The organism is Pseudomonas sp. TE50-2, from assembly GCF_040813665.1.
GTDB lineage: Bacteria > Pseudomonadota > Gammaproteobacteria > Pseudomonadales > Pseudomonadaceae > Aquipseudomonas > Aquipseudomonas soli.
Window position 1 is genome coordinate 2978509 of record NZ_JBFNXN010000001.1, and the last position, 23994, is coordinate 3002502.

Annotated in this window: 23 protein-coding genes; 2 read left to right on the forward strand and 21 right to left on the reverse strand. The window is 60.1% G+C overall.

Features of this window, described 5'->3' with window-relative positions; all coding sequences use genetic code 11:
- Nucleotides 1–507: 507 nt before the first annotated feature.
- The 21 genes from glmS to rpmH all read right to left on the reverse strand — a co-directional run bounded on the left by glmS (nt 508) and on the right by rpmH (nt 20719).
- The gene (gene glmS / locus AAHK21_RS13515; RefSeq protein ID WP_367857493.1) at nt 508–2343 is read right to left on the reverse strand and encodes a glutamine--fructose-6-phosphate transaminase (isomerizing); all 1836 of its coding nucleotides are present in this window, start codon (nt 2341–2343) and stop codon (nt 508–510) included.
- Nucleotides 2344–2355: 12 nt separating this feature from the next.
- The gene (locus AAHK21_RS13520) at nt 2356–3123 is read right to left on the reverse strand and encodes a DeoR/GlpR family DNA-binding transcription regulator (RefSeq protein WP_046857650.1); all 768 of its coding nucleotides are present in this window, start codon (nt 3121–3123) and stop codon (nt 2356–2358) included.
- Nucleotides 3124–3266: 143 nt separating this feature from the next.
- On the reverse strand, nt 3267–4634 hold the full coding sequence (glmU, locus tag AAHK21_RS13525; RefSeq protein WP_367857494.1) for a bifunctional UDP-N-acetylglucosamine diphosphorylase/glucosamine-1-phosphate N-acetyltransferase GlmU: 1368 nt from the start codon (nt 4632–4634) through the stop codon (nt 3267–3269).
- A gap of 121 nt (nt 4635–4755) precedes the next feature.
- Nucleotides 4756–5175: a F0F1 ATP synthase subunit epsilon gene (locus AAHK21_RS13530; protein ID WP_011536500.1), complete on the reverse strand. Its 420-nt coding sequence runs from the start codon at nt 5173–5175 to the stop codon at nt 4756–4758.
- A 44-nt stretch (nt 5176–5219) separates the two neighbouring features.
- On the reverse strand, nt 5220–6596 hold the full coding sequence (atpD, locus tag AAHK21_RS13535; protein WP_023628563.1) for a F0F1 ATP synthase subunit beta: 1377 nt from the start codon (nt 6594–6596) through the stop codon (nt 5220–5222).
- 27 nt (nt 6597–6623) lie between these two features.
- Nucleotides 6624–7484 carry a F0F1 ATP synthase subunit gamma gene (gene atpG, locus AAHK21_RS13540; protein ID WP_023628562.1) on the reverse strand — a complete coding sequence of 287 codons (861 nt, stop codon included), beginning with the start codon at nt 7482–7484 and terminating at the stop codon, nt 6624–6626.
- 48 nt (nt 7485–7532) lie between these two features.
- Nucleotides 7533–9077, reverse strand: a complete 1545-nt coding sequence (atpA, locus tag AAHK21_RS13545) for a F0F1 ATP synthase subunit alpha (RefSeq protein ID WP_038707082.1) — start codon at nt 9075–9077, stop codon at nt 7533–7535.
- A 21-nt stretch (nt 9078–9098) separates the two neighbouring features.
- Nucleotides 9099–9635, reverse strand: a complete 537-nt coding sequence (locus AAHK21_RS13550) for a F0F1 ATP synthase subunit delta (protein ID WP_023628561.1) — start codon at nt 9633–9635, stop codon at nt 9099–9101.
- Nucleotides 9636–9647: 12 nt separating this feature from the next.
- On the reverse strand, nt 9648–10118 hold the full coding sequence (locus tag AAHK21_RS13555; protein ID WP_023383136.1) for a F0F1 ATP synthase subunit B: 471 nt from the start codon (nt 10116–10118) through the stop codon (nt 9648–9650).
- A gap of 57 nt (nt 10119–10175) precedes the next feature.
- Nucleotides 10176–10433, reverse strand: a complete 258-nt coding sequence (gene atpE, locus AAHK21_RS13560) for a F0F1 ATP synthase subunit C (protein WP_003097235.1) — start codon at nt 10431–10433, stop codon at nt 10176–10178.
- A 144-nt stretch (nt 10434–10577) separates the two neighbouring features.
- Nucleotides 10578–11447: a F0F1 ATP synthase subunit A gene (gene atpB, locus AAHK21_RS13565; RefSeq protein ID WP_023628560.1), complete on the reverse strand. Its 870-nt coding sequence runs from the start codon at nt 11445–11447 to the stop codon at nt 10578–10580.
- A 16-nt stretch (nt 11448–11463) separates the two neighbouring features.
- A complete protein-coding gene (locus AAHK21_RS13570) occupies nt 11464–11871 on the reverse strand; it encodes a F0F1 ATP synthase subunit I (RefSeq protein ID WP_011536507.1) in 408 nt (135 codons plus the stop codon).
- A 149-nt stretch (nt 11872–12020) separates the two neighbouring features.
- Nucleotides 12021–12893 (reverse strand): ParB/RepB/Spo0J family partition protein, encoded by an 873-nt coding sequence (locus AAHK21_RS13575; RefSeq protein WP_023628559.1) that lies wholly within the window; start codon nt 12891–12893, stop codon nt 12021–12023.
- Nucleotides 12894–12902: 9 nt separating this feature from the next.
- The gene (locus AAHK21_RS13580; protein ID WP_023628558.1) at nt 12903–13694 is read right to left on the reverse strand and encodes a ParA family protein; all 792 of its coding nucleotides are present in this window, start codon (nt 13692–13694) and stop codon (nt 12903–12905) included.
- An 18-nt stretch (nt 13695–13712) separates the two neighbouring features.
- Complete coding sequence (rsmG, locus tag AAHK21_RS13585; protein ID WP_102683387.1) at nt 13713–14363, reverse strand: 16S rRNA (guanine(527)-N(7))-methyltransferase RsmG; 651 nt, start codon at nt 14361–14363, stop codon at nt 13713–13715.
- A complete protein-coding gene (mnmG, locus tag AAHK21_RS13590) occupies nt 14360–16252 on the reverse strand; it encodes a tRNA uridine-5-carboxymethylaminomethyl(34) synthesis enzyme MnmG (protein WP_102683386.1) in 1893 nt (630 codons plus the stop codon). The genes rsmG and mnmG overlap by 4 nt, the downstream gene beginning before the upstream one ends.
- 537 nt (nt 16253–16789) lie before the next feature.
- Nucleotides 16790–18163 carry a tRNA uridine-5-carboxymethylaminomethyl(34) synthesis GTPase MnmE gene (gene mnmE, locus AAHK21_RS13595; protein ID WP_367857495.1) on the reverse strand — a complete coding sequence of 458 codons (1374 nt, stop codon included), beginning with the start codon at nt 18161–18163 and terminating at the stop codon, nt 16790–16792.
- An 83-nt stretch (nt 18164–18246) separates the two neighbouring features.
- The gene (gene yidC, locus AAHK21_RS13600) at nt 18247–19929 is read right to left on the reverse strand and encodes a membrane protein insertase YidC (RefSeq protein WP_038707083.1); all 1683 of its coding nucleotides are present in this window, start codon (nt 19927–19929) and stop codon (nt 18247–18249) included.
- Between the two features lie 2 nt (nt 19930–19931).
- Nucleotides 19932–20177, reverse strand: coding sequence for a membrane protein insertion efficiency factor YidD (yidD, locus tag AAHK21_RS13605; protein ID WP_011536514.1), 246 nt, complete (start codon nt 20175–20177; stop codon nt 19932–19934).
- Nucleotides 20170–20571, reverse strand: a complete 402-nt coding sequence (rnpA, locus tag AAHK21_RS13610; RefSeq protein ID WP_031314399.1) for a ribonuclease P protein component — start codon at nt 20569–20571, stop codon at nt 20170–20172. The genes yidD and rnpA overlap by 8 nt, the downstream gene beginning before the upstream one ends.
- 13 nt (nt 20572–20584) lie before the next feature.
- On the reverse strand, nt 20585–20719 hold the full coding sequence (gene rpmH / locus AAHK21_RS13615; protein WP_003253163.1) for a 50S ribosomal protein L34: 135 nt from the start codon (nt 20717–20719) through the stop codon (nt 20585–20587).
- A 592-nt stretch (nt 20720–21311) separates the two neighbouring features.
- Between rpmH and dnaA the strand changes: the two genes are divergently transcribed.
- Together dnaA and dnaN are read left to right on the forward strand one after the other, a co-directional pair.
- On the forward strand, nt 21312–22838 hold the full coding sequence (gene dnaA / locus AAHK21_RS13620; protein ID WP_367857496.1) for a chromosomal replication initiator protein DnaA: 1527 nt from the start codon (nt 21312–21314) through the stop codon (nt 22836–22838).
- A gap of 40 nt (nt 22839–22878) precedes the next feature.
- Nucleotides 22879–23982, forward strand: coding sequence for a DNA polymerase III subunit beta (gene dnaN, locus AAHK21_RS13625; RefSeq protein WP_046853565.1), 1104 nt, complete (start codon nt 22879–22881; stop codon nt 23980–23982).
- Nucleotides 23983–23994 lie beyond the last annotated feature (12 nt).

Here is a 23994-nt window from a genome sequence, read left to right on the forward strand (position 1 = left end):
AGATAGCGCCGCCCATCCGCAAGGGATGTGAAGTAGCATCCAAGACAGCCTGGAGCTGGTTTATCTGCCCAGACTTTAAAGTCGAGTTGAGCAGTCCAGGTTCCGGTAGGAACATCCCTCCAAGAGTAGGAATTAGGCTCAAAACCTGCGTCCACAGCCCCGTTGTAGCTCCATGCGCGTCGCGAGTCTGCGGCCGTGGATTTAATCGTTTCTTCCATTTCCTTCCCCTTAGATGGGTCATGCCCTGCCAGTTTTTGAGCCTGCTTACTCACCCACTCGCTTGTGAGCTTAAACCGCACCGGGAACGAGACCGGTGCGGCCTCATGTTGTCGCAACAGTAAACAGTGCTGTCAACGGCTGATCCCACGGGAGCGCAATGTCTGCGCAACCAACGCCTCTTCAGCCCGATGGAGCTTGGACAGGTTGCGGGGGAGGCTTTGAGAGGAGGGAAGACAACATAAAGGGAGGGCGCCTGTGCGGCGCCCTCCCTTTGCAACAACAGTAGCGTTACTCCACCGTCACCGACTTGGCCAGGTTGCGCGGCTGGTCGACGTCGGTGCCCTTGAGCACGGCGACGTAGTACGACAGCAGCTGCAGCGGGATGGTGTAGAGGATAGGTGCCAGCGCATCGTTGATGTGCGGCACGTTGATCACATGGGTGCCTTCGCCGTTGCTCATGCCGGCGTTCTCGTCGGCAAAGACCACCAGCTCACCACCACGGGCGCGAACTTCCTGCAGGTTCGACTTGAGCTTTTCCAGCAGCTCGTTGTTAGGAGCCACGGTCACCACGGGCATATCGTTGTCCACCAACGCCAGAGGACCATGCTTGAGCTCACCGGCCGGGTAGGCTTCGGCGTGGATATAGGAGATTTCCTTGAGCTTGAGCGCACCTTCCATGGCCACCGGGTACTGGGCACCGCGGCCAAGGAACAGGGTGTGGTGCTTGTCGGCGAACAGCTCGGCGATCTTCTCGACCACGCTATCCATCGCCAGCGCTTCGCTCAGGCGTGCCGGCAGGCGGCGCAGCTCGTCCACCAGTTCGGCTTCGACACCGGCCTCGAGGGTACCGCGCACCTGGCCGAGGGCCAGGGTCAGCAGCATCAGCGAGACCAGCTGGGTGGTGAAGGCTTTGGTCGAGGCGACGCCGATCTCCGGCCCGGCCAGGGTCAGCAGGGTCAGGTCGGATTCACGCACCAGCGAGCTGATGCCCTTGTTGCAGATGGCCAGGCTGCCGAGGAAGCCCAATTCCTTGGCATAGCGCAGGGCCGCCAGGGTGTCGGCGGTCTCGCCGGATTGCGAGATGGAGACGAACAGGGTGTCCGGCTGCACCACCACCTTGCGATAGCGGAATTCACTGGCGACTTCCACCTGGCAAGGGATGCCGGCGAGGCTTTCGAGCCAGTAACGGGCGACCATGCCGGCGTGGTAGCTGGTACCGCAGGCGACGATCTGCACATTGCGCACTTTGCCGAACAGCTCGGCGGCCTGGGGACCGAAGGCCTGCACCATCACATGGTCATTGCCCAGGCGACCTTCCAGCGTGCGCTGTACCACGCCGGGTTGCTCGTGGATCTCCTTGAGCATGAAGTGGCGGTAGTTGCCCTTCTCGGCGGCTTCCGCACCTTCGTGGTACTGCACCGTCTCCCGCTGGACCGGCTGACCGGCCTGGTCCCAGATCTGCACCTGAGTGCGACGAATCTCGGCGATATCGCCCTCTTCCAGGTACATGAAACGGTCGGTGACCTGGCGCAGGGCCAGTTGATCCGAGGCCAGGAAGTTTTCACCGAGGCCCAGGCCGATCACCAGGGGGCTACCACTGCGGGCAGCCACCAGACGATCGGGCTGGCTGGCGCTGATCACGGCAAGGCCGTAGGCGCCATGCAGGCGCTTGACCGCTGCCTTGAGCGCGTCGGTGAGGTCGGGGATGGTCTTGAGCAGATGGTGGATGAGGTGCACGATCACCTCGGTGTCGGTCTGCGAGACAAAGGTGTAGCCCAGGCCCTTGAGCTCTTCGCGCAGTTCCTCGTGATTCTCGATGATGCCGTTGTGCACCACCGCCACTTCATGGCCAGAGAAGTGCGGGTGGGCATTGTGCTCGGTAGGCGCGCCATGGGTGGCCCAACGGGTGTGGGCGATGCCCAGTTGGCCAGCCAGCGGGTCGGCGGCAACCGCGCCTTCCAGTTCGCTGACCTTGCCGATGCGGCGGCGACGCTCGAGCGCGCCTTGCTGGGTCAGGACGGCCAGGCCGGCGCTGTCATAACCACGGTACTCCAGACGCTTGAGGCCTTCGATGAGAATGGCTGTGATATTGCGCTCAGCAACGGCACCGACGATTCCACACATAAGATGTTGCTCCTAGCTGATAGCGGCGCAGATAAGGGTGATGCCGCGGGCTTGAATCCGGTCGCGTGCCTCGGCGGGCAGGCGATCATCAGTAATCAGGGTGTTCACGCTGCCCCAGGGCAGCTCGAGGTTGGGGATCTTGCGGCCGACCTTGTCCGACTCGACCATGACGATCACCTCGCGGGCCACTTCGGCCATGACCCGACTCAACCCCAGCAGTTCGTTGAAGGTCGTGGTGCCACGCTCCAGATCGATGCCGTCGGCACCGATGAACAGCTGGTCGAAGTCGTATGAGCGTAGTACCTGCTCGGCCACCTGGCCCTGGAAGGACTCCGAGTGCGGGTCCCAGGTACCACCGGTCATCAGCAGGACGGGTTCATGCTCTTGTTCGCTGATAGCCCGGGCCACATTGAGCGAGTTGGTCATCACCACGAGGCCTGGCTGGCGCCCGAGCTGCGGGATCATCGCCGCCGTGGTGCTGCCGCTGTCGATGATGATGCGCGCGTGTTCGCGGATGCGTTCCACCGCCGCACGGGCAATGGCCTGCTTGTAGAGGGACACCGGCTGGACCGTGTCGCCCAGCAGTTCCTGGGGCATGGTCACCGCGCCGCCGTAACGGCGCAGCAGCAGGCCGTTGGCCTCCAGGGCGTGCAGATCCTTGCGGATGGTCACTTCGGAGGTTTCGAAACGTTTGGCCAAGGCATCGACACTGACCTCGCCCTGCTCATTGAGCAAGGCCAGGATATTGTGGCGCCGTTGTGGTGTATTTCGTTTCGACATGTCGATTTAAGTTTCGATTCGAAAGATAAGTGTTGCAATCAAAACCTAAGTCGATCGATTCGTCAAGTCGGGCATTAACCGGCAAATAAAAAGGCCGACTTATTCACATAAGCCGGCCCTGTGCAAAAAGCGCTGTGGATAACTCAGCTCTTCTTGATTTTCTCCGGCCGCTTCCAGCCTTCGATATTGCGCTGGCGTGCACGCGCAACGCCCAACTGTCCGGCTTCAACCGTCTGGGTGATGGTCGAGCCCGCTGCGGTAGTGGCCCCGGCCTGGATTTCCACAGGGGCAACCAGGGAGTTGTTGGAGCCGATGAACACGTCCTCACCCATCACCGTGCGGAACTTGTTGGCACCGTCATAGTTGCAGGTGATGGTGCCGGCACCGATGTTGCTGCGGGCGCCGATCTCGGCGTCGCCCAGGTAGGTCAGGTGGCCGGCCTTGGCGCCCTCGCCCAGGTGGGCGTTCTTCAGCTCGACGAAGTTACCCACATGCGCCTTGGCCTCCAGCACGCTGCCTGGACGCAAGCGGGCGAACGGGCCGGCATCGCTGCCCTCGCCCATCACCGCGCCTTCGATATGACTGTTGGCCTTGATGACCACGCCTTTGCGCAGGGTGCTGTCCTTGATCACACAGTTCGGGCCGATCTGCACGTCGTCTTCGATGACTACCTGGCCTTCGAGAATGACGTTGATATCGATCAGCACATCGCGGCCGACGATCACTTCACCACGTACATCGAAGCGCGCCGGATCGCGCAGGGTGACGCCCTGGGCCATCAGGCGACGGCCTTCGCGCAGCTGGTAGTGACGCTCGAGTTCCGACAGCTGGCGGCGGTCGTTGGCGCCCTGCACTTCCATAGGGTCGTGGGGCTGCTCGGTGGCGACCACCAGGCCATCGTCCACGGCCATGGCGATCACGTCGGTGAGGTAGTACTCGCCCTGGGCATTGTTGTTGGACAGACGGCCCATCCAGTCGGCCAGGCGTGCGGCCGGCATGGCGAGGATACCGGTGTTGCCTTCCTTGATCGCCTTCTGCGCTTCGCTGGCGTCCTTGTGCTCGACGATCGCGGTTACTTTGCCTGCGGCGTCACGCACGATGCGACCGTAGCCGGTCGGATCTTGCAAGGTTACGGTCAGCAGGCCCAACTGTTGTTCGCTGACCTTGGCCAGCAAGCGCTGCAGGGTCTCGACCTCGATCAACGGCACATCGCCGTAAAGCACCAGCACGGTGTCGGCGGTAATCGCCGGCAACGCCTGGGCCACGGCATGGCCGGTGCCCAGTTGCTTGTCCTGTATGACGAAGTTCAGATCGTCGGCCGCCAGGCGTTCGCGCACCAGCTCCGCACCGTGGCCGATCACCACGTGAATACCTTTTGGCTGCAACTGGCGTGCGCTGTGGATAACGTGGCCGAGCATGGAGTTGCCGGCAACCGGGTGCAGCACCTTGGGCAGCGCGGAGCGCATGCGGGTGCCTTGGCCTGCGGCGAGAATGACGATATCGAGGGACATTGACTGGCTACCAATCCTGGGCGGTCAGGGACGTGACCAAAGGGGAAATTCAGAAAAGAAAAAGGGTAGCCGAGGCTACCCTTTAACTCAATCGCATTGGAAGTGACCGGCCAAAGCCAGGTTACTTGCCCTTGCGCAATTGCTGGACAGTACGCAGCTGAGCTGCAGCTTCGGCCAGACGTGCGGCAGCAGCACCGTAGTCGAAGTCCGAGCTTTTCGCGTTCAGCGCGTTCTCAGCAGCCTTGAGGGCTTCCTGAGCCTGAGCTTCGTCCAGGTCGGCAGCGCGCTGCACGGTGTCGGCAAGAACCTTGACCATGTTCGGCTGCACTTCGAGGAAGCCACCGGAGATGTAGAACACCTCACGATCGCCACCTTGCTTGGTCAGCGTGATCGGACCAGGCTTGAGATTGGTGATCAGCGGCGCGTGGCCTGGAGCGATACCCAGATCGCCCAGGTTGCCGTGCGCTACTACCATCTCGACCAGGCCGGAGAAGATCTCTCCTTCCGCGCTGACGATATCGCAATGGACTGTCATAGCCATCTGCTTGCCTCAACCTGATTAGCGCCCCTTGCGGGGCGCCGGGATTACAGTTTCTTGGCTTTCTCGATCGCTTCGTCGATGCTGCCGACCATGTAGAACGCTTGTTCTGGCAGGTGGTCGTAGTCACCTTTGAGGATGCCGCTGAAGCCAGCGATGGTGTCCTTGAGCGAAACGTACTTGCCTGGCGAGCCGGTGAAGACTTCGGCCACGAAGAACGGCTGCGACAGGAAGCGCTGGATCTTACGAGCGCGGGCAACCAGTTGCTTGTCGGCTTCGGACAGTTCGTCCATACCCAGGATCGCGATGATGTCCTTCAGCTCTTTGTAGCGCTGCAGAACATACTGAACGCCACGAGCGGTGTCGTAGTGCTCGGTGCCGATCACGTTCGGGTCCAGCTGACGCGAAGTCGAGTCCAGTGGGTCGACCGCTGGGTAGATACCCAGGGAAGCGATGTCACGGGACAGAACGACGGTGGCGTCCAAGTGGGCGAAGGTGGTCGCTGGCGACGGGTCGGTCAGGTCGTCCGCAGGTACGTATACGGCCTGGACGGAGGTGATCGAACCTTCCTTGGTCGAAGTGATACGCTCTTGCAGAACGCCCATCTCTTCGGCCAGGGTCGGCTGGTAACCTACTGCCGAAGGCATACGGCCCAGCAGTGCGGATACTTCGGTACCGGCCAGGGTGTAACGATAGATGTTGTCGACGAACAGCAGAACGTCGTTACCTTCGTCACGGAACTTCTCAGCCATGGTCAGGCCGGTCAGCGCTACGCGCAGACGGTTTCCTGGTGGCTCGTTCATCTGACCGTAGACCAGCGCTACCTTGTCGAGAACGTTGGAGTCCTTCATCTCGTGGTAGAAGTCGTTACCCTCACGAGTACGCTCACCCACACCAGCGAACACGGAGTAACCGCTGTGTTCCATGGCGATGTTACGGATCAGTTCCATCATGTTGACGGTCTTGCCGACGCCGGCACCACCGAACAGACCAACCTTACCACCCTTGGCGAACGGGCAGACCAGGTCGATAACCTTGATGCCGGTTTCCAGCAGGTCGTTGCCGCCTGCCTGGTCAGCGAACGAAGGCGCTGGCTGGTGGATACCGCGACGCTCTTCTTCGCCGATCGGGCCGGCTTCGTCGATCGGGTTGCCCAGGACGTCCATGATACGGCCCAGGGTTGCCTTGCCGACAGGTACCGAGATGGCAGCCTTGGTGTCGACGACATCCAGACCACGCTTCAGACCTTCGGTCGAGCCCATCGCAATGGTACGAACCACGCCGTCGCCCAGCTGCTGCTGAACTTCCAGGGTGGTTTCCGCGCCTTGTACTTTCAGCGCGTTGTAAACACTCGGCACGGCGTCACGTGGGAATTCCACGTCGATGACGGCGCCGATGATTTGAACGATACGTCCGCTACTCATAGCTGGATCCTCTGAATTTTTGAACCGTTAAACCGCGGCAGCGCCGCCGACGATTTCCGAGATCTCCTGGGTGATCGCAGCCTGACGCGCCTTGTTGTAGATCAACTGAAGCTCTTTGATCAAATCACCGGCGTTGTCTGTGGCGTTCTTCATGGCGATCATCCGGGCCGCTTGTTCAGCAGCGTTGTTCTCGACCACCGCCTGGTACACCTGCGACTCCACGTAACGCACCATCAAGCCGTCCAGCAGCTCTTTTGCGTCGGGTTCGTACAGGTAGTCCCAGTGGTGCTTGAGTTCCTGATCCGGGGTTGCCACCAACGGTACCAATTGCTCGACCGTCGGTTTTTGGGTCATGGTGTTGATGAACTTGTTCGAAACCACCGAGAGGCGATCGATACGGCCGTCGAGGTAGGCGTCCAGCATCACTTTGACGGAGCCGATCAGATCGTTGATCGATGGCTCTTCGCCCAGGTGGCTGATCGCGGCTACGACGTTGCCGCCAAAGATGCGGAAGAAAGTCGCACCCTTGCTGCCGATCACGCACAGGTCGATTTCAACGCCCTGTTCGCGGTTTTCGCCCATGTCCTTGACCAGGGCCTTGAACAGGTTGGTGTTCAAGCCACCGCACAGACCACGGTCACTGCTCACCACGATATAACCAGCGCGCTTTACAGGGCGCTCGATCATGAACGGGTGGCGGTATTCCGGGTTGGCGTTGGCCAGATGACCGATCACCTGGCGGATACGCTCCGCGTAAGGACGGCTAGCAGCCATGCGCATTTGTGCCTTGCGCATCTTGCTGACCGCCACTTTCTCCATGGCGCTGGTAATTTTTTGCGTGCTTTTGATGCTCGCAATCTTACTGCGAATCTCTTTTGCGCCTGCCATGTATCACCTATCAGGTTAGCAAGCGGGGGCCGGAGCCCCCGCTGCGGCTTACCAGGTCTGGGTGGCCTTGAACTTCTCGATACCGGCTTTCATGCCAGCGTCGATTTCGTCGTTGAAGTCACCCTTCACGTTGATCTTGGCCATCAGTTCGGCGTGATCACGGTTGAAGTAGGCAATCAGAGCTTGCTCGAAGCTGCCAACCTTGGAGACTTCTACGTCGGTCAGGAAACCACGCTCAGCGGCGTACAGCGACAGGGCCATGTCGGCGATCGACATTGGCGCGTACTGCTTCTGCTTCATCAGCTCGGTAACGCGCTGACCATGCTCCAGCTGCTTGCGGGTAGCCTCGTCCAGGTCCGAAGCGAACTGGGCGAAGGCCGCCAGTTCACGGTACTGGGCCAGGGCGGTACGGATACCACCGGACAGCTTCTTGATGATCTTGGTCTGGGCGGCACCACCAACACGGGATACCGACACACCGGCGTTAACGGCAGGACGGATGCCTGCGTTGAACATGGCCGATTCCAGGAAGATCTGACCGTCGGTGATCGAGATCACGTTGGTCGGAACGAACGCGGAAACGTCGCCAGCCTGGGTTTCGATGATCGGCAGAGCGGTCAGCGAGCCAGTCTTGCCAGTTACAGCACCGTTGGTGAACTTCTCGACGTACTCTTCGGAAACGCGCGATGCACGCTCCAGCAGACGGGAGTGGAGATAGAACACGTCGCCTGGGTACGCTTCACGTCCTGGTGGACGGCGCAGCAGCAGGGAGATCTGACGGTAGGCAACGGCCTGCTTGGACAGGTCATCGTAAACGATCAGGGCGTCTTCACCGCGGTCACGGAAGAACTCGCCCATGGTGCAGCCGGCGTAAGGCGCCAGGAACTGCAGTGCGGCGGATTCCGAAGCACTGGCAACGACCACGATGGTGTTGGCCAGGGCGCCGGCTTCTTCCAGCTTGCGAACGATGTTGGCAACGGTGGAACGCTTCTGGCCGACGGCAACATAAACACAGAAAATACCGGAGTCTTTCTGGTTGATGATAGCGTCGATGGCCATGGCGGTCTTGCCGATCTGACGGTCACCGATGATCAGCTCGCGCTGGCCACGGCCGACAGGGATCATGGCGTCGACGGACTTGTAGCCAGTCTGTACAGGCTGGTCTACCGACTTACGCCAGATCACGCCTGGAGCTACTTTCTCGACCGCGTCGGTCTGGGTATTGCCCAGAGGACCTTTGCCGTCGATCGGGTTACCCAGTGCGTCGACGACGCGACCCAGCAGTTCCTTACCAACCGGAACTTCCAGGATGCGGCCGGTGCACTTGGCGCTCATGCCTTCGGCGAGGGTGTCATAGGCACCCAGGATCACTGCACCTACGGAGTCTTGCTCCAGGTTCAGGGCCATGCCGAATACGCTGCCAGGGAACTCGATCATTTCGCCGTACATGACGTCGGCCAGACCGTGGATCCGCACGATGCCGTCGGAAACCGAAACGACGGTACCTTCGTTACGGGCTTGGGAGCCGACATCGAGGTTGTCGATGCGGCCCTTGATGATTTCACTAATTTCGGAAGGATTGAGTTGCTGCATTGCTCTGCTGCCCCTTCAAACTCAAGATTTCAAGGCTTCGGCCAGTTTCGCGATTTTCCCGCGAACCGAACCGTCGATTACCAGGTCGCCAGCGCGGATGACGACGCCGCCGATCAGGCTGGCATCCTCCGACGCGTGCAGGCGCACTTCCTGGCCTAACCGTGCACTGAGAACCTTGGCGAGTTTGTCTTGCTGTTCTTGGTTCAACGCAAAAGCACTGGTGACTTCCACGTCCACGGACTTCTCTTGCTCGGCCTTGTACAGGTCGAACAGAGTCGAAATCTCCGGCAGAAGCAGGAGACGTTCGTTTTCCGCGGCAACATGAATGAAATTCTGTGCCTTGGCGTCAAACTTGTCACCGCACACTTCAATGAATGCGGCGGCCTTTTCTGCGCTAGTCAGTTGCGGGGCCTTGAGCAGGCGCTGCATGGTGTCGTCTTGCGACACCGCAGCAGCCAGGCCGAGCATGGCTGACCAATTGGCCAGTTGCTGATGGGCCTGGGCATGCTCGAAGGCAGCCTTAGCGTAAGGTCGGGCCAACGTGGTCAGTTCTGCCATGATCGCCCTCGCTTAAATTTCAGCGGCCAGTTTGTTAACCAGCTCCGCATGCGCGTTTTGATCGATTGTGGCGCCAAGGATCTTTTCAGCACCGCCAACAGCCAGGGCACCCACTTGGGCACGCAGGGCGTCTTTGACGCTGTTCAGTTCCTGTTCGATCTCGGCTTGAGCCTGAGCCTTCACACGGTCAGCTTCGACGCGAGCCTGTTCACGGGCTTCCTCGACAAGCTGAGCAGCGCGTTTCTTGCTTTGCTCAATGATTTCGGCTGCCTGTGCCTTCGCTTCACGCAGTTGCTGACCCGCTTTCTCTTGGGCCAGCTCCAGGTCGCGAGCTGCGCGGTTGGCAGCGTCCAAGCCGTCGGCAATCTTCTTTTGGCGCTCTTGCAGGGCAGTGATGACCGGAGGCCATACGTACTTCATGCAGAAGAGTACAAAAATCAGAAAAGCAACGGATTGGCCAATCAGGGTTGCATTAATGTTCACGCCAACACCTCGCTCGGTCTTTGTCCATCACACCAATCAACTCGTAGGAACGAGTGATTAGCCGGCGATCTGACCAACGAAGGGGTTCGCGAAGGTGAAGAACAGAGCAATACCAACACCGATCATGGTTACGGCGTCGAGCAGACCGGCAACGATGAACATTTTGACCTGCAGCATTGGAACCATTTCTGGCTGGCGAGCAGCGCCTTCCAGGAACTTGCCGCCCAGCAGGCCGAAACCAATGGCGGTACCCAGAGCACCCAGGCCGATCAGCAGAGCAACAGCGATAGCGGTCAGACCAACTACAGTTTCCATCTTTCCTCCCGACTTTTACGTCGTATTGGTTAGGTTTTTAGTTTGAAGCGGTAAAACAAATCGTTTGGTACAGCATGCCCTTGCGGACTTTTTAAGCCCTCCCCCCAAACGGGCGGGGAAGGCTATCAGACACGCCAGGCGGTCTTAATGGTTATCTTCGTGAGCCATCGACAGGTAGACGATGGTCAGCATCATGAAGATGAAAGCTTGCAGGGTGATGATCAGGATGTGGAACACAGCCCACGCCCACTGCAGCACCACACCCAGGCCGCTGAGCCAGAGGATGCCGGCGCCGAACATCACCGCGATCAGGATGAACACCAGCTCGCCGGCGTACATGTTGCCGAACAGACGCAGTGCCAGCGAGATCGGCTTGGCGATCAGGGTGACGAACTCGAGCAGGAAGTTCACCGGGATCAGCAGGATCTGCACGAAGATATTCTTGCTACCGAACGGGTGCAGGGTGAGCTCGCCGATGAAGCCGCCGATACCCTTGACCTTGATGCTGTAGAAGATGATCAGCGCGAACACGCTCAGGGCCATGCCCAGGGTGGCGTTCGGGTCGGTGGTCGACACCGCGCGGAACGGAATGTGCGGATCACCGGAGATCAGGATGGCCAGCTGAGGAATCCAGTCGACCGGTACCAGGTCGATGGCGTTCATCAGGAATACCCAGACGAAGATGGTCAGCGCCAGCGGGGCGATCACCGGGCTGCGGCCGTGGAAGGAATCCTTCACGCTGCCGTGGACGAAGTCCACCAGCACTTCGACGAAGTTCTGCAGGGCGCCAGGCTGGCCGGAAGTGGCCTTTTTAGCCGCCATGCGGAAGATGAACAGGAAGATCAGACCCAGCGCAACGGACCAGCCCAGGGTGTCCAGGTGGAACGCCCAGAAGCCCATTGCCTTGGCTTCTGCAGCCGAATGGGCCAAGCCCCAGCTGCCGTCTGGTAGTTGACCGTAGGTCAGGTTCTGCAAGTGGTGCTGGATATAGCCCGAAGCGGTTTCTGCTGCCATGGTTGCCTCAAACGCCCTAAGGTCTCGAAAGTCTTTTATTCATCAGCAGGGGCGCGAACCAGCTGACCAAAAGGGTCAGCACGAAGACGCCGAATACTGCCAACGGCGCCAATGGCTTCACTCCTGCAAAGGTCAGTGCAAACAGCACTGCCGTCAAAATCATCTTGCCTGCCTCGCCCGCGTAAAACGACTTGACGATGGCCTGCGCCGCCCGGGCTCCGCTGAAGCGAAAAGCCTTCCAGGCGAAATACACATTGGGCAGCCAGGCAATCAAACCTCCGCAAAGGCCTGAATATCCACTGACCACCCCTTTCCACTGCCACAACACCAGCGTTGCCAGCAGCAGTACGACAAATTGAGCCAGCAGTACCGGAAAAACCGCCCAGCGATGGAAAGGCAGGCGGTTTGGCGTGCGGATTTCCATCACAACTGCTCCTCGAAAGTCGACCGCCTCGTCAACAATGACTTGGCATAATTTGTGCCGACAAAATGCGCGCAGAGTATAGGGGTGGATTAACCCCTATTCAACTCTTGGGTAGTGATTTCCGACTGCGCGCTACAACAGGAATTGTTTCAGCGGATGTGAGCAAGCACGCCTTGCAACTCGTCAAGGGAGTTGTAGCGAATAACCAACTGGCCTTTGCCCTTGTTGCCATGGCGAATTTGTACCGCCGAGCCCAGGCGCTCTGCCAGACGCTGTTCAAGACGCGTGATATCCGGATCAGGTTTGCTCGCCTCGACCGGCTCAGGTTTGCCACTGAGCCACTGACGCACCAGTGCCTCGGTCTGGCGCACGGTGAGGCCCCGTGCGACAACATGACGCGCCCCTTCTTCCTGCCGATCTTCCTCAAGGCCGAGCAAGGCGCGGGCGTGGCCCATCTCCAGGTCGCCATGGGCGAGCATGGTCTTGATCGCCTCAGGCAGCGAGATCAGCCGCAACAGGTTGGCCACGGTGACCCGCGACTTGCCGACGGCATCGGCCACCTGCTGCTGGGTCAGTTCGAACTCCTGCTGCAGACGCTGCAGGGCGAGCGCCTCTTCCAGCGGGTTGAGGTCCTCGCGCTGGATGTTCTCAATCAGCGCCATGGCGATGGCGGCTTCGTCGGGTACTTCGCGGACCATGGCCGGAACGGTATCCAGGCCAGCCTGCTGGGTGGCGCGCCAGCGGCGCTCACCAGCGATGATCTCGTAGCGGTTGTCACCGATCGGGCGAACCACGATCGGCTGCATGACGCCATGGGTACGGATCGAGTGCGCCAGTTCTTCCAGCGCCTCGGGATCCATGTCGCGACGCGGCTGGTACTTGCCGCGCTGGATCAGCTCGACCGGCAGGTGTTGCAGTTCCTTCTGGTCGATCTTGACAGCCTGCGCTTCGAGCGCGCTGACGGAAGGACCACTGAGCAGTGCATCCAACCCACGTCCGAGACCGCGTTTCTTGATGGCCATGCGGATTCCTTAAGTTGTTTGTGCAATGCGTGATGGGCGGCGCTGACGACGGACCAGTTCCCCGGCCAACGCCAGATACGCCAGCGCGCCACGGGATTGCTTGTCGTAGGCCAGTGCCGGCATGCCGAAGCTCGGCGCCTCCGCCAGGCGGATGTTGCGCGGAATCACCGTGTCGTACAGCTGCTCGCCAAAGTGCTCCTTGAGCTGCGCCGAAACATCGTTGTTCAGGCTCAGGCGCGGGTCGTACATGGTCCGCAGCAGGCCTTCGATCTTCAGCTCCGGGTTCAACCGGGCGGCGATACGCTTGATGTTATCCACAAGGTCGCTCAACCCTTCCAGCGCGTAGTACTCGCACTGCATGGGGATGATCACGCCATCGGAGGCGACCAACGCATTGAGCGTCAGCATCGATAGCGACGGCGGACAGTCGATGAGGATGTAGTCGTAGTTCTCGCGGATCGGCGCCAACGCGTTGCGCAGGCGGCTCTCCTTCATCTGCATTTCCAGCAGGACCACTTCGGCGGCGGTCAGGTCGCGGTTGGCCGGCAACAGCTGGTAACCACCGTGCTCGGAGTAGTGCATGGCCTGGGCCAGGTCGCATTCCCCGATCAGCAGGTCGTACACCGAATGCTCGAGCTCGTGCTTATCCACACCGCTGCCCATGGTGGCGTTGCCCTGTGGATCGAGGTCGATCAGCAGCACGCGACGCTTGGTCGCGGCCAGCGATGCGGCGAGATTGATGCAGGTGGTGGTCTTGCCCACACCACCCTTCTGGTTCGCGATTGCGAATACCTTAGCCATTGTTGCTCGTGTTCCCAGTCATGCCTTGCGGCGCAGTATCAGCAGATGGCGCTGGCCCTGGCAACCTGGAACGGTCAGGGCCTGCTCGCTTTCCACTGTGAAGTCTGCGGGCAATGCTACCAGTTCATCGGCAGGATGCAGCCCCTTCATTGCAAGCCATTGCGTGCGGCTGTCACCCAGGTGGCGGGTCCAGTTGGTGAAATTCTCCATGCTGCTGAAGGCCCGGGAGACGATCCCGCAGAACGGCTGCTCGGGCTGGACCTCTTCCACCCGGCTGTGGATAACCGTGAGGTTGTCCAGTTTCAGCTCCATCTTCACCTGGGTGAGGAAGCGCGTCTTCTTGCCGTTGCTGTCGAGCACCGTCACCTGCTTGTGCGGGTGCAGGATGGCCAGCGGAATACCCGGCATGCCGCCGCCGCTGCCGACATCCAGCCAACGCTGGGTGTCATTGTGGATAAACGGCATGACGCTGAGGCTGTCGAGCAAGTGACGCGAGACCATCTCGTCGGGGTCGCGCACGGCGGTCAGGTTGTAGGCCTTGTTCCATTTGATCAACAGGGCCAGGTAGCCCAGCAGCAGTTCGTGCTGCTGCGCGGTCAGCTCGACACCAAGCTGACGCGCACCTGTGGACAACTCTTCGGCATGTTGCGGGGTGACCGGGGAACTCAAGCGCTTTGCTCCAATTCGCGGCCTGCGCCGCGTTTTTTCAAGTGAATCAGCAACAGGGAAATCGCCGCCGGGGTGACGCCGGGAATACGCGAAGCCTGGCCCAGGGTCTCTGGCCGGGTGTCGCCGAGCTTGCCCTGGATCTCCTTGGACAGCCCGGAAATGGTCGTGTAGTCGATATCCACAGGCAGACGCGTGTCTTCGCTGGCGCGCAGGCGGGCAATCTCTTCCTGCTGGCGGTCGATGTAGCCGGCGTACTTGGTCCTGATCTCGACCTGTTCGGCGACCTGTGGATCGATGTTCTCGCCGCCGGTTGCCTCGATCAGGCCAGCGTAGTCGATTTCAGGGCGGGCAAGCAGGTTGAGCAGGCTGTACTCATGCGCCAATGGCGTGCCGAACTTATCCACAATGGCCTGGCCTTGCGGCGTGTTCGGCCGCACCCATGTGCTCTTCAGGCGCTGCTCTTCACGCTCGATGCCTTCGCGCTTGGCGCTGAACGCCGCCCAGCGCTCATCGTCGATCAAGCCGAGTTCGCGGCCCTTCTCGGTCAGGCGCAGGTCGGCGTTGTCTTCGCGCAGGATCAGCCGGTACTCGGCTCGCGAAGTGAACATGCGGTACGGCTCCTGGGTGCCGAGGGTGATCAGGTCGTCGACCAGCACGCCGATGTACGCCTCGTCGCGGCGCGGGCACCAGCTTTCACGGCCCTGGGCGCGCAGCGCCGCGTTGGTTCCGGCCAGCAGGCCTTGGGCACCGGCTTCTTCGTAGCCGGTGGTGCCGTTGATCTGGCCTGCGAAGAACAGGCCGCCGATGACCTTGGTCTCGAGGCTGTACTTCAGGTCGCGCGGATCGAAGTAGTCGTACTCGATGGCATAGCCTGGGCGCACGATGTGCGCGTTCTCCATGCCGCGGATCGAGCGGACGATCTCGAGCTGCACGTCGAACGGCAACGATGTGGAAATGCCGTTGGGATACAGCTCATGGGTGGTCAGGCCTTCCGGCTCGATGAACACCTGGTGGCTTTCCTTGTCGGCGAAGCGGTGGATCTTGTCCTCGATCGACGGGCAATAACGCGGGCCGATGCCTTCGATCACCCCCGAGTACATCGGCGAACGGTCGAGGTTCGAGGCAATGATCTCGTGGGTGCGGGCGTTGGTGTGGGTAATCCAGCAGCTCACCTGGCGCGGATGCATGTCGGCATTACCCATGAACGACATTACCGGGATCGGCGTATCGCCCGGTTGCTCGGTCATCACCGAGAAGTCCACCGAACGGCCATCGATGCGCGGCGGGGTACCGGTTTTCAGCCGGCCGACACGCAGCGGCAATTCACGCATGCGGTTGGCCAGGGCATTGGCGGGCGGATCACCCGCGCGGCCACCGGAATAGTTCTGCAAACCGATGTGGATAAGTCCACCGAGGAAAGTCCCGCTGGTCAGTACCACGGAGTCGGCGAAGAACCGCAGGCCCATTTGCGTGACCACGCCCTTGACCTGGTCCTGCTCGACGATCAGGTCATCGCACGACTGCTGGAATATCCACAGGTTGGGCTGGTTTTCCAGGATTTCACGTACCACGGCCTTGTAGATGGCGCGGTCCGCCTGTGCACGGGTGGCGCGTACCGCCGGGCCCTTGCGGTTGTTCAGAACGCGGAACTGGATGCCGCTCTTGTCGGTGGCCAGCGCCATTGCGCCGCCGAGCGCATCGATTTCCTTGACCAGGTGGCTCTTGCCAATGCCACCGATGGCCGGGTTGCAGCTCATGTGACCGAGGGTTTCCACGTTATGGGTCAGCAGCAGGGTTTTCACACCCATGCGTGCGGACGCAAGCGCAGCCTCGGTACCGGCATGGCCGCCGCCGATGACGATCACTTCAAAACGGGAAGGGAAATCCACCACGCACCTCGTGCCTGTTTTTGCGAATAGAGAAGGTAAGCGGACAAGTATAGGGACTTCCCGCCCTCCAAAGAAACCTTCTGAGCAAAATTTGACCAGGCTGTGGATGAGTGGCAGGTAAAAGAAAACAAAGAGGAAAAATTTAAAAAAGCTTTGTTTTTATGTTTATGTTTAGACACCCACCTGTCTGTGCATAAGTATCTACAGCCCATATATTTCAATGTGTACAGAGAATCATAACCCTGTGTCCAGGTGGCCCTGGGGGCTCTGGATACCGCTGTTTAACCTGTGGATGAATCGTGCTGTTACCCACAGACAGGTTTGTCCTCAGAAAAAAAGCCTGGTTATCAACGGAGCTGAGGTCGAGTTTTCCACAGAGCTTAGCCAGGCGTGCGGAACGCTGTTGATGAAATATTTTCCGCAGCGCTTGTCGTCCGTGGTGGCTGGCTTGCTTGCAATGACCCGTACCGACACGAATCGCAGGCAAAAAAAAGCCGCTCCAGAGAGCGGCTTTGTTGCGAATCGAACCCTGTGGGATCACTTGCCAATGCAGAAGCTGGAGAAGATCCGCCCCAGCAGGTCATCCGAGCTGAATGCTCCGGTAATTTCACCCAGCACTTGCTGTGCCTGGCGCAGGTCCTCTGCCAGCAGCTCACCGGCACCGGCGAGGGTCAGCTGCGCGCGGCCATGCTCGAGGTGGGCACTGGCTTGGCGTAGCGCCTCCAGGTGCCGGCGACGAGCGCTGAAGCTGCTTTCGGCGGTTTGTTCATAGCCCATACAGGCCTTGAGATGCTCACGCAGCAGATCCAGGCCCATGTCGTTGTCCCGGGCGCTGAGGGTGATGGTGACGTGCCCATCGTCGCTTTGCTCCAGGCCCACGACCTCGCCACTGAGATCCGCCTTGTTGCGAATGAGGGTGACCTTTGCCACGTCGGGGCGCTGATCGAGAAACTCTGGCCACAAGGCAAACGGATCAGTGGCTTCCGGTGCCGTCGAATCGACTACCAGGAGCACACGGTCGGCCTCTCCGATGGCCTTGAGCGCCCGTTCCACACCGATCTTTTCCACATGGTCATCGGTGTCGCGCAAGCCTGCGGTGTCGACCACATGCAGCGGCATGCCGTCGATGTGGATATGTTCGCGGAGGATATCCCGGGTGGTGCCGGCGATATCGGTGACGATTGCCGCTTCACGCCCGGCCAACTGGTTGAGCAGGCTAGACTTGCCGGCGTTCGGCCGACCTGCGATGACCACGGTCATGCCGTCGCGAAGCAATGCGCCTTGTCCTGCTTCGCGCTGAACTGTGGATAACGTGTCACGTACTTCATCGAGCATGCGCAGCACATGGCCATCGGCGAGAAAATCGATCTCTTCCTCTGGGAAGTCGATGGCGGCTTCGACATAGATGCGCAGGGCGATCAGAGCTTCGGTGAGGCCATGCACACGCTTGGAGAATGCCCCTTGCAGGGAACGCAGGGCATTGCGCGCAGCCTGTGTGGAGCTGGCTTCGATCAGGTCGGCGATTGCCTCGGCCTGGGCCAGGTCGAGCTTGTCGTTGAGGAACGCTCGCTCGCTGAATTCGCCTGGACGTGCCAGCCGGCAACCGAGCTGCAGGCAACGTTGCAGCAGCATGTCCATGACTACCGGGCCGCCGTGGCCCTGCAGCTCCAGCACATCTTCGCCTGTGAACGAGTTCGGCCCGGGGAAGAACAGCGCGATCCCTTCATCCAGCACCAGGCCATCGTCATCGCGGAACGGGCCGTAATGGGCATGCCGCGGGTTCAGCGTATTGCGCCCGGTGATGACTTGCCCGGCCTGGCGGGCCAGCGGGCCGGACAATCTGACGATGCCTACCCCGCCACGGCCCTGGGCGGTGGCGATGGCGGCAATGGTTTCACGCACTGTGTTCATGCTCGAACCTCTACAACGAATACGACAGATAGCAAAAACGCCCCAGGGGGGCGTTTTTGTTCACAGGCTAGCGTAGCAGCCCGTCAAGCGGCTGCGTTCTTGGTCGCAGCCTCGATACGACGAGTGATGTACCACTGCTGTCCGATCGACAGGCAGTTGTTCACAACCCAGTACAGCACCAGACCAGCCGGGAACCACAGGAAGAAGAAGGTGAAGATGATCGGCATCATTTTCATTACCTTCGCCTGCATCGGATCGGGCGGGGTCGGGTTCAGGCGCTGCTGGATGAACATGGTGGCGCCCATGATGATCGGCAGGATGAAGAACGGATCCTTGATCGACAGGTCGGTGATCCACAGCATCCACGGGGCCTGGCGCATCTCGACGCTTTCCAGGAGTACCCAGTACAGGGCCAGGAACACCGGCATCTGCACCAGGATCGGCAGGCAGCCGCCCAGCGGGTTGATCTTCTCTTTCTTGTACAGCTCCATCATCGCCTGGGACATCTTCTGGCGATCGTCACCGAAGCGTTCCTTGAGCTGGGCCAGTTTTGGCGCCACGGCACGCATGCGCGCCATCGAGCGGTAGCTGGCGGCCGACAGCGGGAAGAACAGGCCCTTGATCAACATGGTCAGGACGATGATCGACCAGCCCCAGTTGCCCAGCAGGCTGTGGATATGTTGCAGCAGCCAGAAGATCGGCTGGGCGATGAACCACAGGAAGCCGTAGTCGACGGTCAGTTCCAGGCCTGGGGACAACTCCTTGAGCTTGGACTGGATCTTCGGACCGGCATACAGCATGGCGCTGGTTTCGACCTTGCCGCCGGCAGGGACGTTAAGCGCCGGGCCGGTGTAGCCGATGATGTAGTTGCCCTGGCTGTCCTTGCGGGTCTGGACGGCGTTGTTGTCCGAGTGGGTCGGGATCCAGGCGGTCACGAAGTAGTGCTGCAGCCAGGCGACCCAGCCGCCGGTCACATTTTCTTTCAAACTACCTTTGTCGATGTCTTTCATCGACACTTTCTTGTACGGCTCGGAAGCTGTCCACAGGGCCGCGCCCAGGTAGGTGGCGGTACCGGTGGCGGTGCTCGACGACGGGTCGGAGCTGGCGTCACGCTTGAGCTGGGCAAACATGTTGCCGGTCCAGGCCTGGCTGCTCTGGTTGTCGATCAGGTAGCTGACGGTCAGGTCATACTCACCGCGCTTGAAACTGAAGCGCTTGATGTAGTTGACGCCGTTCTCGCTGAACTTCAGGTCGACCGACAGTTGGTCCTGGCCGTCGGCCAGCTGGAAGCTCTTCTGCTCTGCGGCGTACAGCGGGCGACCCGTGGAACGGGCGTCCGGACCGTTGGCGCCGGTCAGGCCACTCTGGGCCAGATACACACGTTCGCCACCGTTATCGAACAGCTGGAACGGAATATCCGGATGATCCTGGCGACGAGGGTACTTCGGCAGGGTCAGTTGGACGATGTCACCACCGACCGGGTCGATAGCCAGGTCCAGGACGTCGGTCTTGATCCGGATCAGGTCCTTGCTGAGCGCCACTGGCGCCAGTTCGGCTGGGCTGGATTCAGCATTGGCGCTCGGCACATCGGCACTTGCACCGGAGTTGCCGGCCGGCACGGTGTCCGGCAGGGCCGGGGCAGCATTGCTGGCAGCAGCATTCTGAGTCGGCAGGGCAGCCTGGCCGTAGTCCTGGTTCCACTTGAGGACCATGACATAGGACACGATTGCCAGGGCGACGATCAGGATCGTGCGTTTAATATCCATGATTACTCGGCTATCGAAGAAGTTCGGGAGGAAGGAGCAGGTGGAACGGGATCGAAACCGCCGTCGTTCCACGGATGACAACGCCCCAGGCGACGAACGGCCAGCCACCCACCACGCAAGAGGCCATGGTTTTCAATGGCTTCATAGGCGTAACAGGAACAGCTGGGATAGAAACGACAGTGACTGGCCATCAGTGGACTGATGGCGTAACGGTAAAACTGGATCGGAACGAGGGCCAGTTTACGCATTGTGACTGTCTACCCCTGCGGAATTGGCGACCGCTGGAGAGGGCCGACTGCGGACCAGTCGCTTCCAGAGCTTGCCAAAGTGTTGGTGCAATTCTGGGTTTTCCACTTCGCCCAACCCCTTGCGCGCGACGATCACGATGTCCAGGCCAGCCAACAGCTGCTGGTTCAGGCGAAACGAATCGCGCATCAGGCGTTTCAGGCGATTGCGTTGAACGGCGAGCTTGACGCTCTTCTTGCCGATCACCAGGCCTAGGCGCGGATGATCGAGGCCGTTCTCGCGGGCAAGGATAAGCAGGTTTTTCCCTGGAACCTTGCCGGTTGGGGAGTCGAAGACCGCTTTGAAATGCCGGGGTGTAAGCAGTCGCTTTTCCCGACTGAAGTCCTGACTCACCACCTGTGCCGAAAAATCAAATTGCCAGACGCTTACGGCCTTTGGCACGGCGACGCGACAGTACGGCACGGCCGTTCTTGGTAGCCATACGGGCACGGAAACCGTGGGTGCGGGCGCGCTTGATGGTGCTTGGTTGGAAAGTACGTTTCATGGCGTGTTACCTGGGTTGGTCGACAACGGGCCGGAAGGGCCCCCTTTTTAAGAGATCGGCGATTCTAGAGAAAGCAAGGCAATAGGTCAATTTCCAACCAGCCATTCCTTATGGAAGGTCGAATCAGGGTAGATCGAATCTCCCTCGAACGATGACCGTTAACCCGGGGACAAAACGCAGGCAAACAGAAAAAACAAAGAGGCATATAAAAAGCTTTTCTGAAGAACTTATAGATCTTAGCTGGACAACCTTCTGTGGATAAGCCTGCCAAAGCCACGTTTTACAAGCTGTACAGAGCTTCACAACCTTGTCGGTAAAGGGTGCTCTGTCTGTGCGGGCCATGAGGACAAGCTGTGGGCTGAATCGGTGTTTATCCACAGAGGTTTTATCCACAGATCTCAACCCAGGGTTGTGCATAGCCCACAGGTGCCGTTATCCACAGGGCTTATCAACACCGCTTGAGTGATGTAAACGTCAGTTTTTGGCAGTTTTACCGTGATCGCGGACGCCACCACGTGTGGATAACTGGCCGCCTGCCCGGTACAATGGCGGTTTGTTTTGCCTCATCCGGCTTTCAACTCAGGGGATATCCGTGTCAGTGGAACTTTGGCAGCAGTGCGTGGAGCTTCTGCGCGATGAACTGCCTGCCCAGCAATTCAACACCTGGATCCGTCCGCTACAGGTCGAAGCCGAAGGCGACGAGTTGCGCGTCTATGCGCCCAACCGCTTCGTGCTTGATTGGGTCAACGAGAAGTACCTTGGCCGCCTGCTCGAACTGCTGGGTGAACAGGGCAGCGGCATTGCCCCTGCGCTTTCCTTGTTGATCGGTAGCCGTCGCAGCTCCGCAGCGCGTGCCGCCCCCAACGCACCTGTCAGCGCTGCCGTTGCCGCGACCCTTGCGCAGCAGACGCAGGCGCAGCCGTCGGTGGCTGCGGTGCAGCATGCAAATGCTCCAGTGGCTGAGCCTGCGCAGGTCGCCGAGGTCGAAGAGCCTTCGAGCCGCGACAGCTTCGACAGCATGAGCGACACCACCACGGCGCCGAAGGTCAACGGGCGTACCGAGCAGCGCACGGTGCAGGTCGAAGGTGCCTTGAAGCACACCAGCTACCTGAACCGTACCTTTACCTTCGAGACCTTCGTCGAGGGTAAATCCAACCAGCTGGCCCGTGCCGCGGCCTGGCAGGTCGCCGACAACCCCAAGCATGGTTACAACCCGCTCTTCCTTTATGGGGGCGTGGGCCTGGGTAAGACCCACTTGATGCACGCTGTGGGTAACCACCTGCTGAAAAAGAATCCGAATGCCAAGGTGGTCTACCTGCATTCCGAGCGCTTCGTGGCCGACATGGTCAAGGCGCTGCAATTGAACGCGATCAATGAGTTCAAGCGTTTCTACCGCTCGGTCGATGCGCTGTTGATCGATGACATTCAATTCTTCGCCCGCAAGGAGCGCTCGCAGGAAGAGTTTTTCCACACCTTCAACGCCCTGCTCGAAGGTGGCCAGCAGGTGATCCTCACCAGTGACCGCTACCCGAAGGAAATCGAAGGCCTGGAAGAGCGCCTGAAGTCGCGTTTTGGCTGGGGGCTGACGGTCGCCGTCGAGCCGCCGGAGCTGGAAACTCGCGTGGCCATCCTTATGAAGAAGGCCGACCAGGCCAAGGTCGAGTTGCCGCACGATGCCGCCTTCTTCATCGCCCAGCGTATTCGCTCCAACGTGCGGGAACTGGAAGGCGCCCTGAAACGGGTGATTGCCCACTCGCACTTCATGGGCCGCGACATCACCATCGAGCTGATCCGCGAGTCGCTCAAGGACTTGTTGGCGCTGCAGGACAAGCTGGTCAGTGTGGATAACATCCAGCGCACGGTGGCCGAGTACTACAAGATCAAGATCTCCGATCTGTTGTCCAAGCGTCGCTCGCGCTCGGTGGCGCGGCCACGGCAGGTGGCGATGGCGTTGTCGAAAGAGTTGACCAACCACAGTCTGCCGGAGATCGGCGACATGTTCGGCGGCCGCGACCACACCACCGTGCTGCACGCTTGCCGCAAGATCAATGAATTGAAGGAATCCGACGCGGACATCCGCGAGGACTACAAGAACCTGCTGCGTACACTGACGACCTGATGGCCGTCTGCGCAGCTATTTGAAGGCAAGGGACTAGACCATGCATTTCACCATTCAACGCGAAGCCCTGTTGAAACCCCTGCAACTGGTCGCAGGCGTCGTCGAGCGCCGCCAGACCTTGCCGGTTCTGTCCAACGTCCTGCTGGTCGTGCAAGGCCAGCAGCTGTCGTTGACCGGTACCGACCTGGAAGTCGAACTGGTTGGCCGCGTACAGCTGGAAGAACCGGCTGAACCGGGCGAGATCACCGTCCCGGCGCGCAAGCTGATGGACATCTGCAAGAGCCTGCCCAGCGATGTGCTGATCGATATCAAGGTCGACGAGCAGAAGTTGCTGGTCAAGGCCGGTCGCAGCCGTTTCACCCTTTCCACTTTGCCGGCCAATGACTTCCCGACCGTGGAAGAAGGTCCAGGCTCGCTGACTTGTCAGCTTGAGCAGAGCAAACTGCGCCGCCTGATCGAGCGCACCAGCTTCGCCATGGCCCAACAGGACGTGCGCTACTACCTCAACGGCATGCTGCTGGAAGTATCCCCCGGTACCCTGCGTGCCGTGGCCACCGATGGCCATCGCCTGGCACTGTGCGCCATGCAGGCACCGATCGACCAAGCTGATCGTCATCAGGTCATCGTGCCGCGCAAAGGTATCCTGGAGCTGGCGCGCCTGCTGACAGACCCGGAGGGCATGGTCAGCATCGTTCTGGGCCAGCATCACATTCGTGCCACCACCGGTGAATTCACTTTCACCTCCAAGCTGGTGGACGGCAAGTTCCCGGACTACGAGCGCGTTCTGCCTAAAGGTGGCGACAAGCTGGTAATCGGCGACCGTCAGGCACTGCGCGAAGCGTTCAGCCGCACCGCGATCCTCTCCAACGAGAAGTACCGCGGCATTCGCCTGCAACTGGCCGCTGGCCAGCTGAAGATCCAGGCCAACAACCCGGAACAGGAAGAGGCGGAAGAAGAAATCAGCGTCGACTACAGCGGCAGCTCGTTGGAGATCGGTTTCAACGTCAGCTACCTGCTGGACGTGCTGGGTGTCATGACTACAGAGCAGGTGCGCCTGATTCTGTCGGACTCCAACAGCAGCGCCCTGTTGCAGGAAGCCGGCAATGACGACTCGTCCTACGTTGTCATGCCGATGCGTCTGTAACCCGTAGCAGGC

Excerpts from the sequence above, each read along its gene's own strand:
- glmS (WP_367857493.1), bottom strand. The coding sequence starts at position 2,343 with ATGTGTGGAATCGTCGGTGCCGTTGCTGAGCGCAATATCACAGCCATT.
- AAHK21_RS13520 (WP_046857650.1), bottom strand. The coding sequence starts at position 3,123 with ATGTCGAAACGAAATACACCACAACGGCGCCACAATATCCTGGCCTTG.
- glmU (WP_367857494.1), bottom strand. The coding sequence starts at position 4,634 with ATGTCCCTCGATATCGTCATTCTCGCCGCAGGCCAAGGCACCCGCATG.
- AAHK21_RS13530 (WP_011536500.1), bottom strand. The coding sequence starts at position 5,175 with ATGGCTATGACAGTCCATTGCGATATCGTCAGCGCGGAAGGAGAGATC.
- atpD (WP_023628563.1), bottom strand. The coding sequence starts at position 6,596 with ATGAGTAGCGGACGTATCGTTCAAATCATCGGCGCCGTCATCGACGTG.
- atpG (WP_023628562.1), bottom strand. The coding sequence starts at position 7,484 with ATGGCAGGCGCAAAAGAGATTCGCAGTAAGATTGCGAGCATCAAAAGC.
- atpA (WP_038707082.1), bottom strand. The coding sequence starts at position 9,077 with ATGCAGCAACTCAATCCTTCCGAAATTAGTGAAATCATCAAGGGCCGC.
- AAHK21_RS13550 (WP_023628561.1), bottom strand. The coding sequence starts at position 9,635 with ATGGCAGAACTGACCACGTTGGCCCGACCTTACGCTAAGGCTGCCTTC.
- atpE (WP_003097235.1), bottom strand. The coding sequence starts at position 10,433 with ATGGAAACTGTAGTTGGTCTGACCGCTATCGCTGTTGCTCTGCTGATC.
- atpB (WP_023628560.1), bottom strand. The coding sequence starts at position 11,447 with ATGGCAGCAGAAACCGCTTCGGGCTATATCCAGCACCACTTGCAGAAC.
- AAHK21_RS13570 (WP_011536507.1), bottom strand. The coding sequence starts at position 11,871 with ATGGAAATCCGCACGCCAAACCGCCTGCCTTTCCATCGCTGGGCGGTT.
- AAHK21_RS13575 (WP_023628559.1), bottom strand. The coding sequence starts at position 12,893 with ATGGCCATCAAGAAACGCGGTCTCGGACGTGGGTTGGATGCACTGCTC.
- AAHK21_RS13580 (WP_023628558.1), bottom strand. The coding sequence starts at position 13,694 with ATGGCTAAGGTATTCGCAATCGCGAACCAGAAGGGTGGTGTGGGCAAG.
- mnmE (WP_367857495.1), bottom strand. The coding sequence starts at position 18,163 with ATGAACACAGTGCGTGAAACCATTGCCGCCATCGCCACCGCCCAGGGC.
- yidC (WP_038707083.1), bottom strand. The coding sequence starts at position 19,929 with ATGGATATTAAACGCACGATCCTGATCGTCGCCCTGGCAATCGTGTCC.
- yidD (WP_011536514.1), bottom strand. The coding sequence starts at position 20,177 with ATGCGTAAACTGGCCCTCGTTCCGATCCAGTTTTACCGTTACGCCATC.
- rpmH (WP_003253163.1), bottom strand. The coding sequence starts at position 20,719 with ATGAAACGTACTTTCCAACCAAGCACCATCAAGCGCGCCCGCACCCAC.
- dnaN (WP_046853565.1), top strand. The coding sequence starts at position 22,879 with ATGCATTTCACCATTCAACGCGAAGCCCTGTTGAAACCCCTGCAACTG.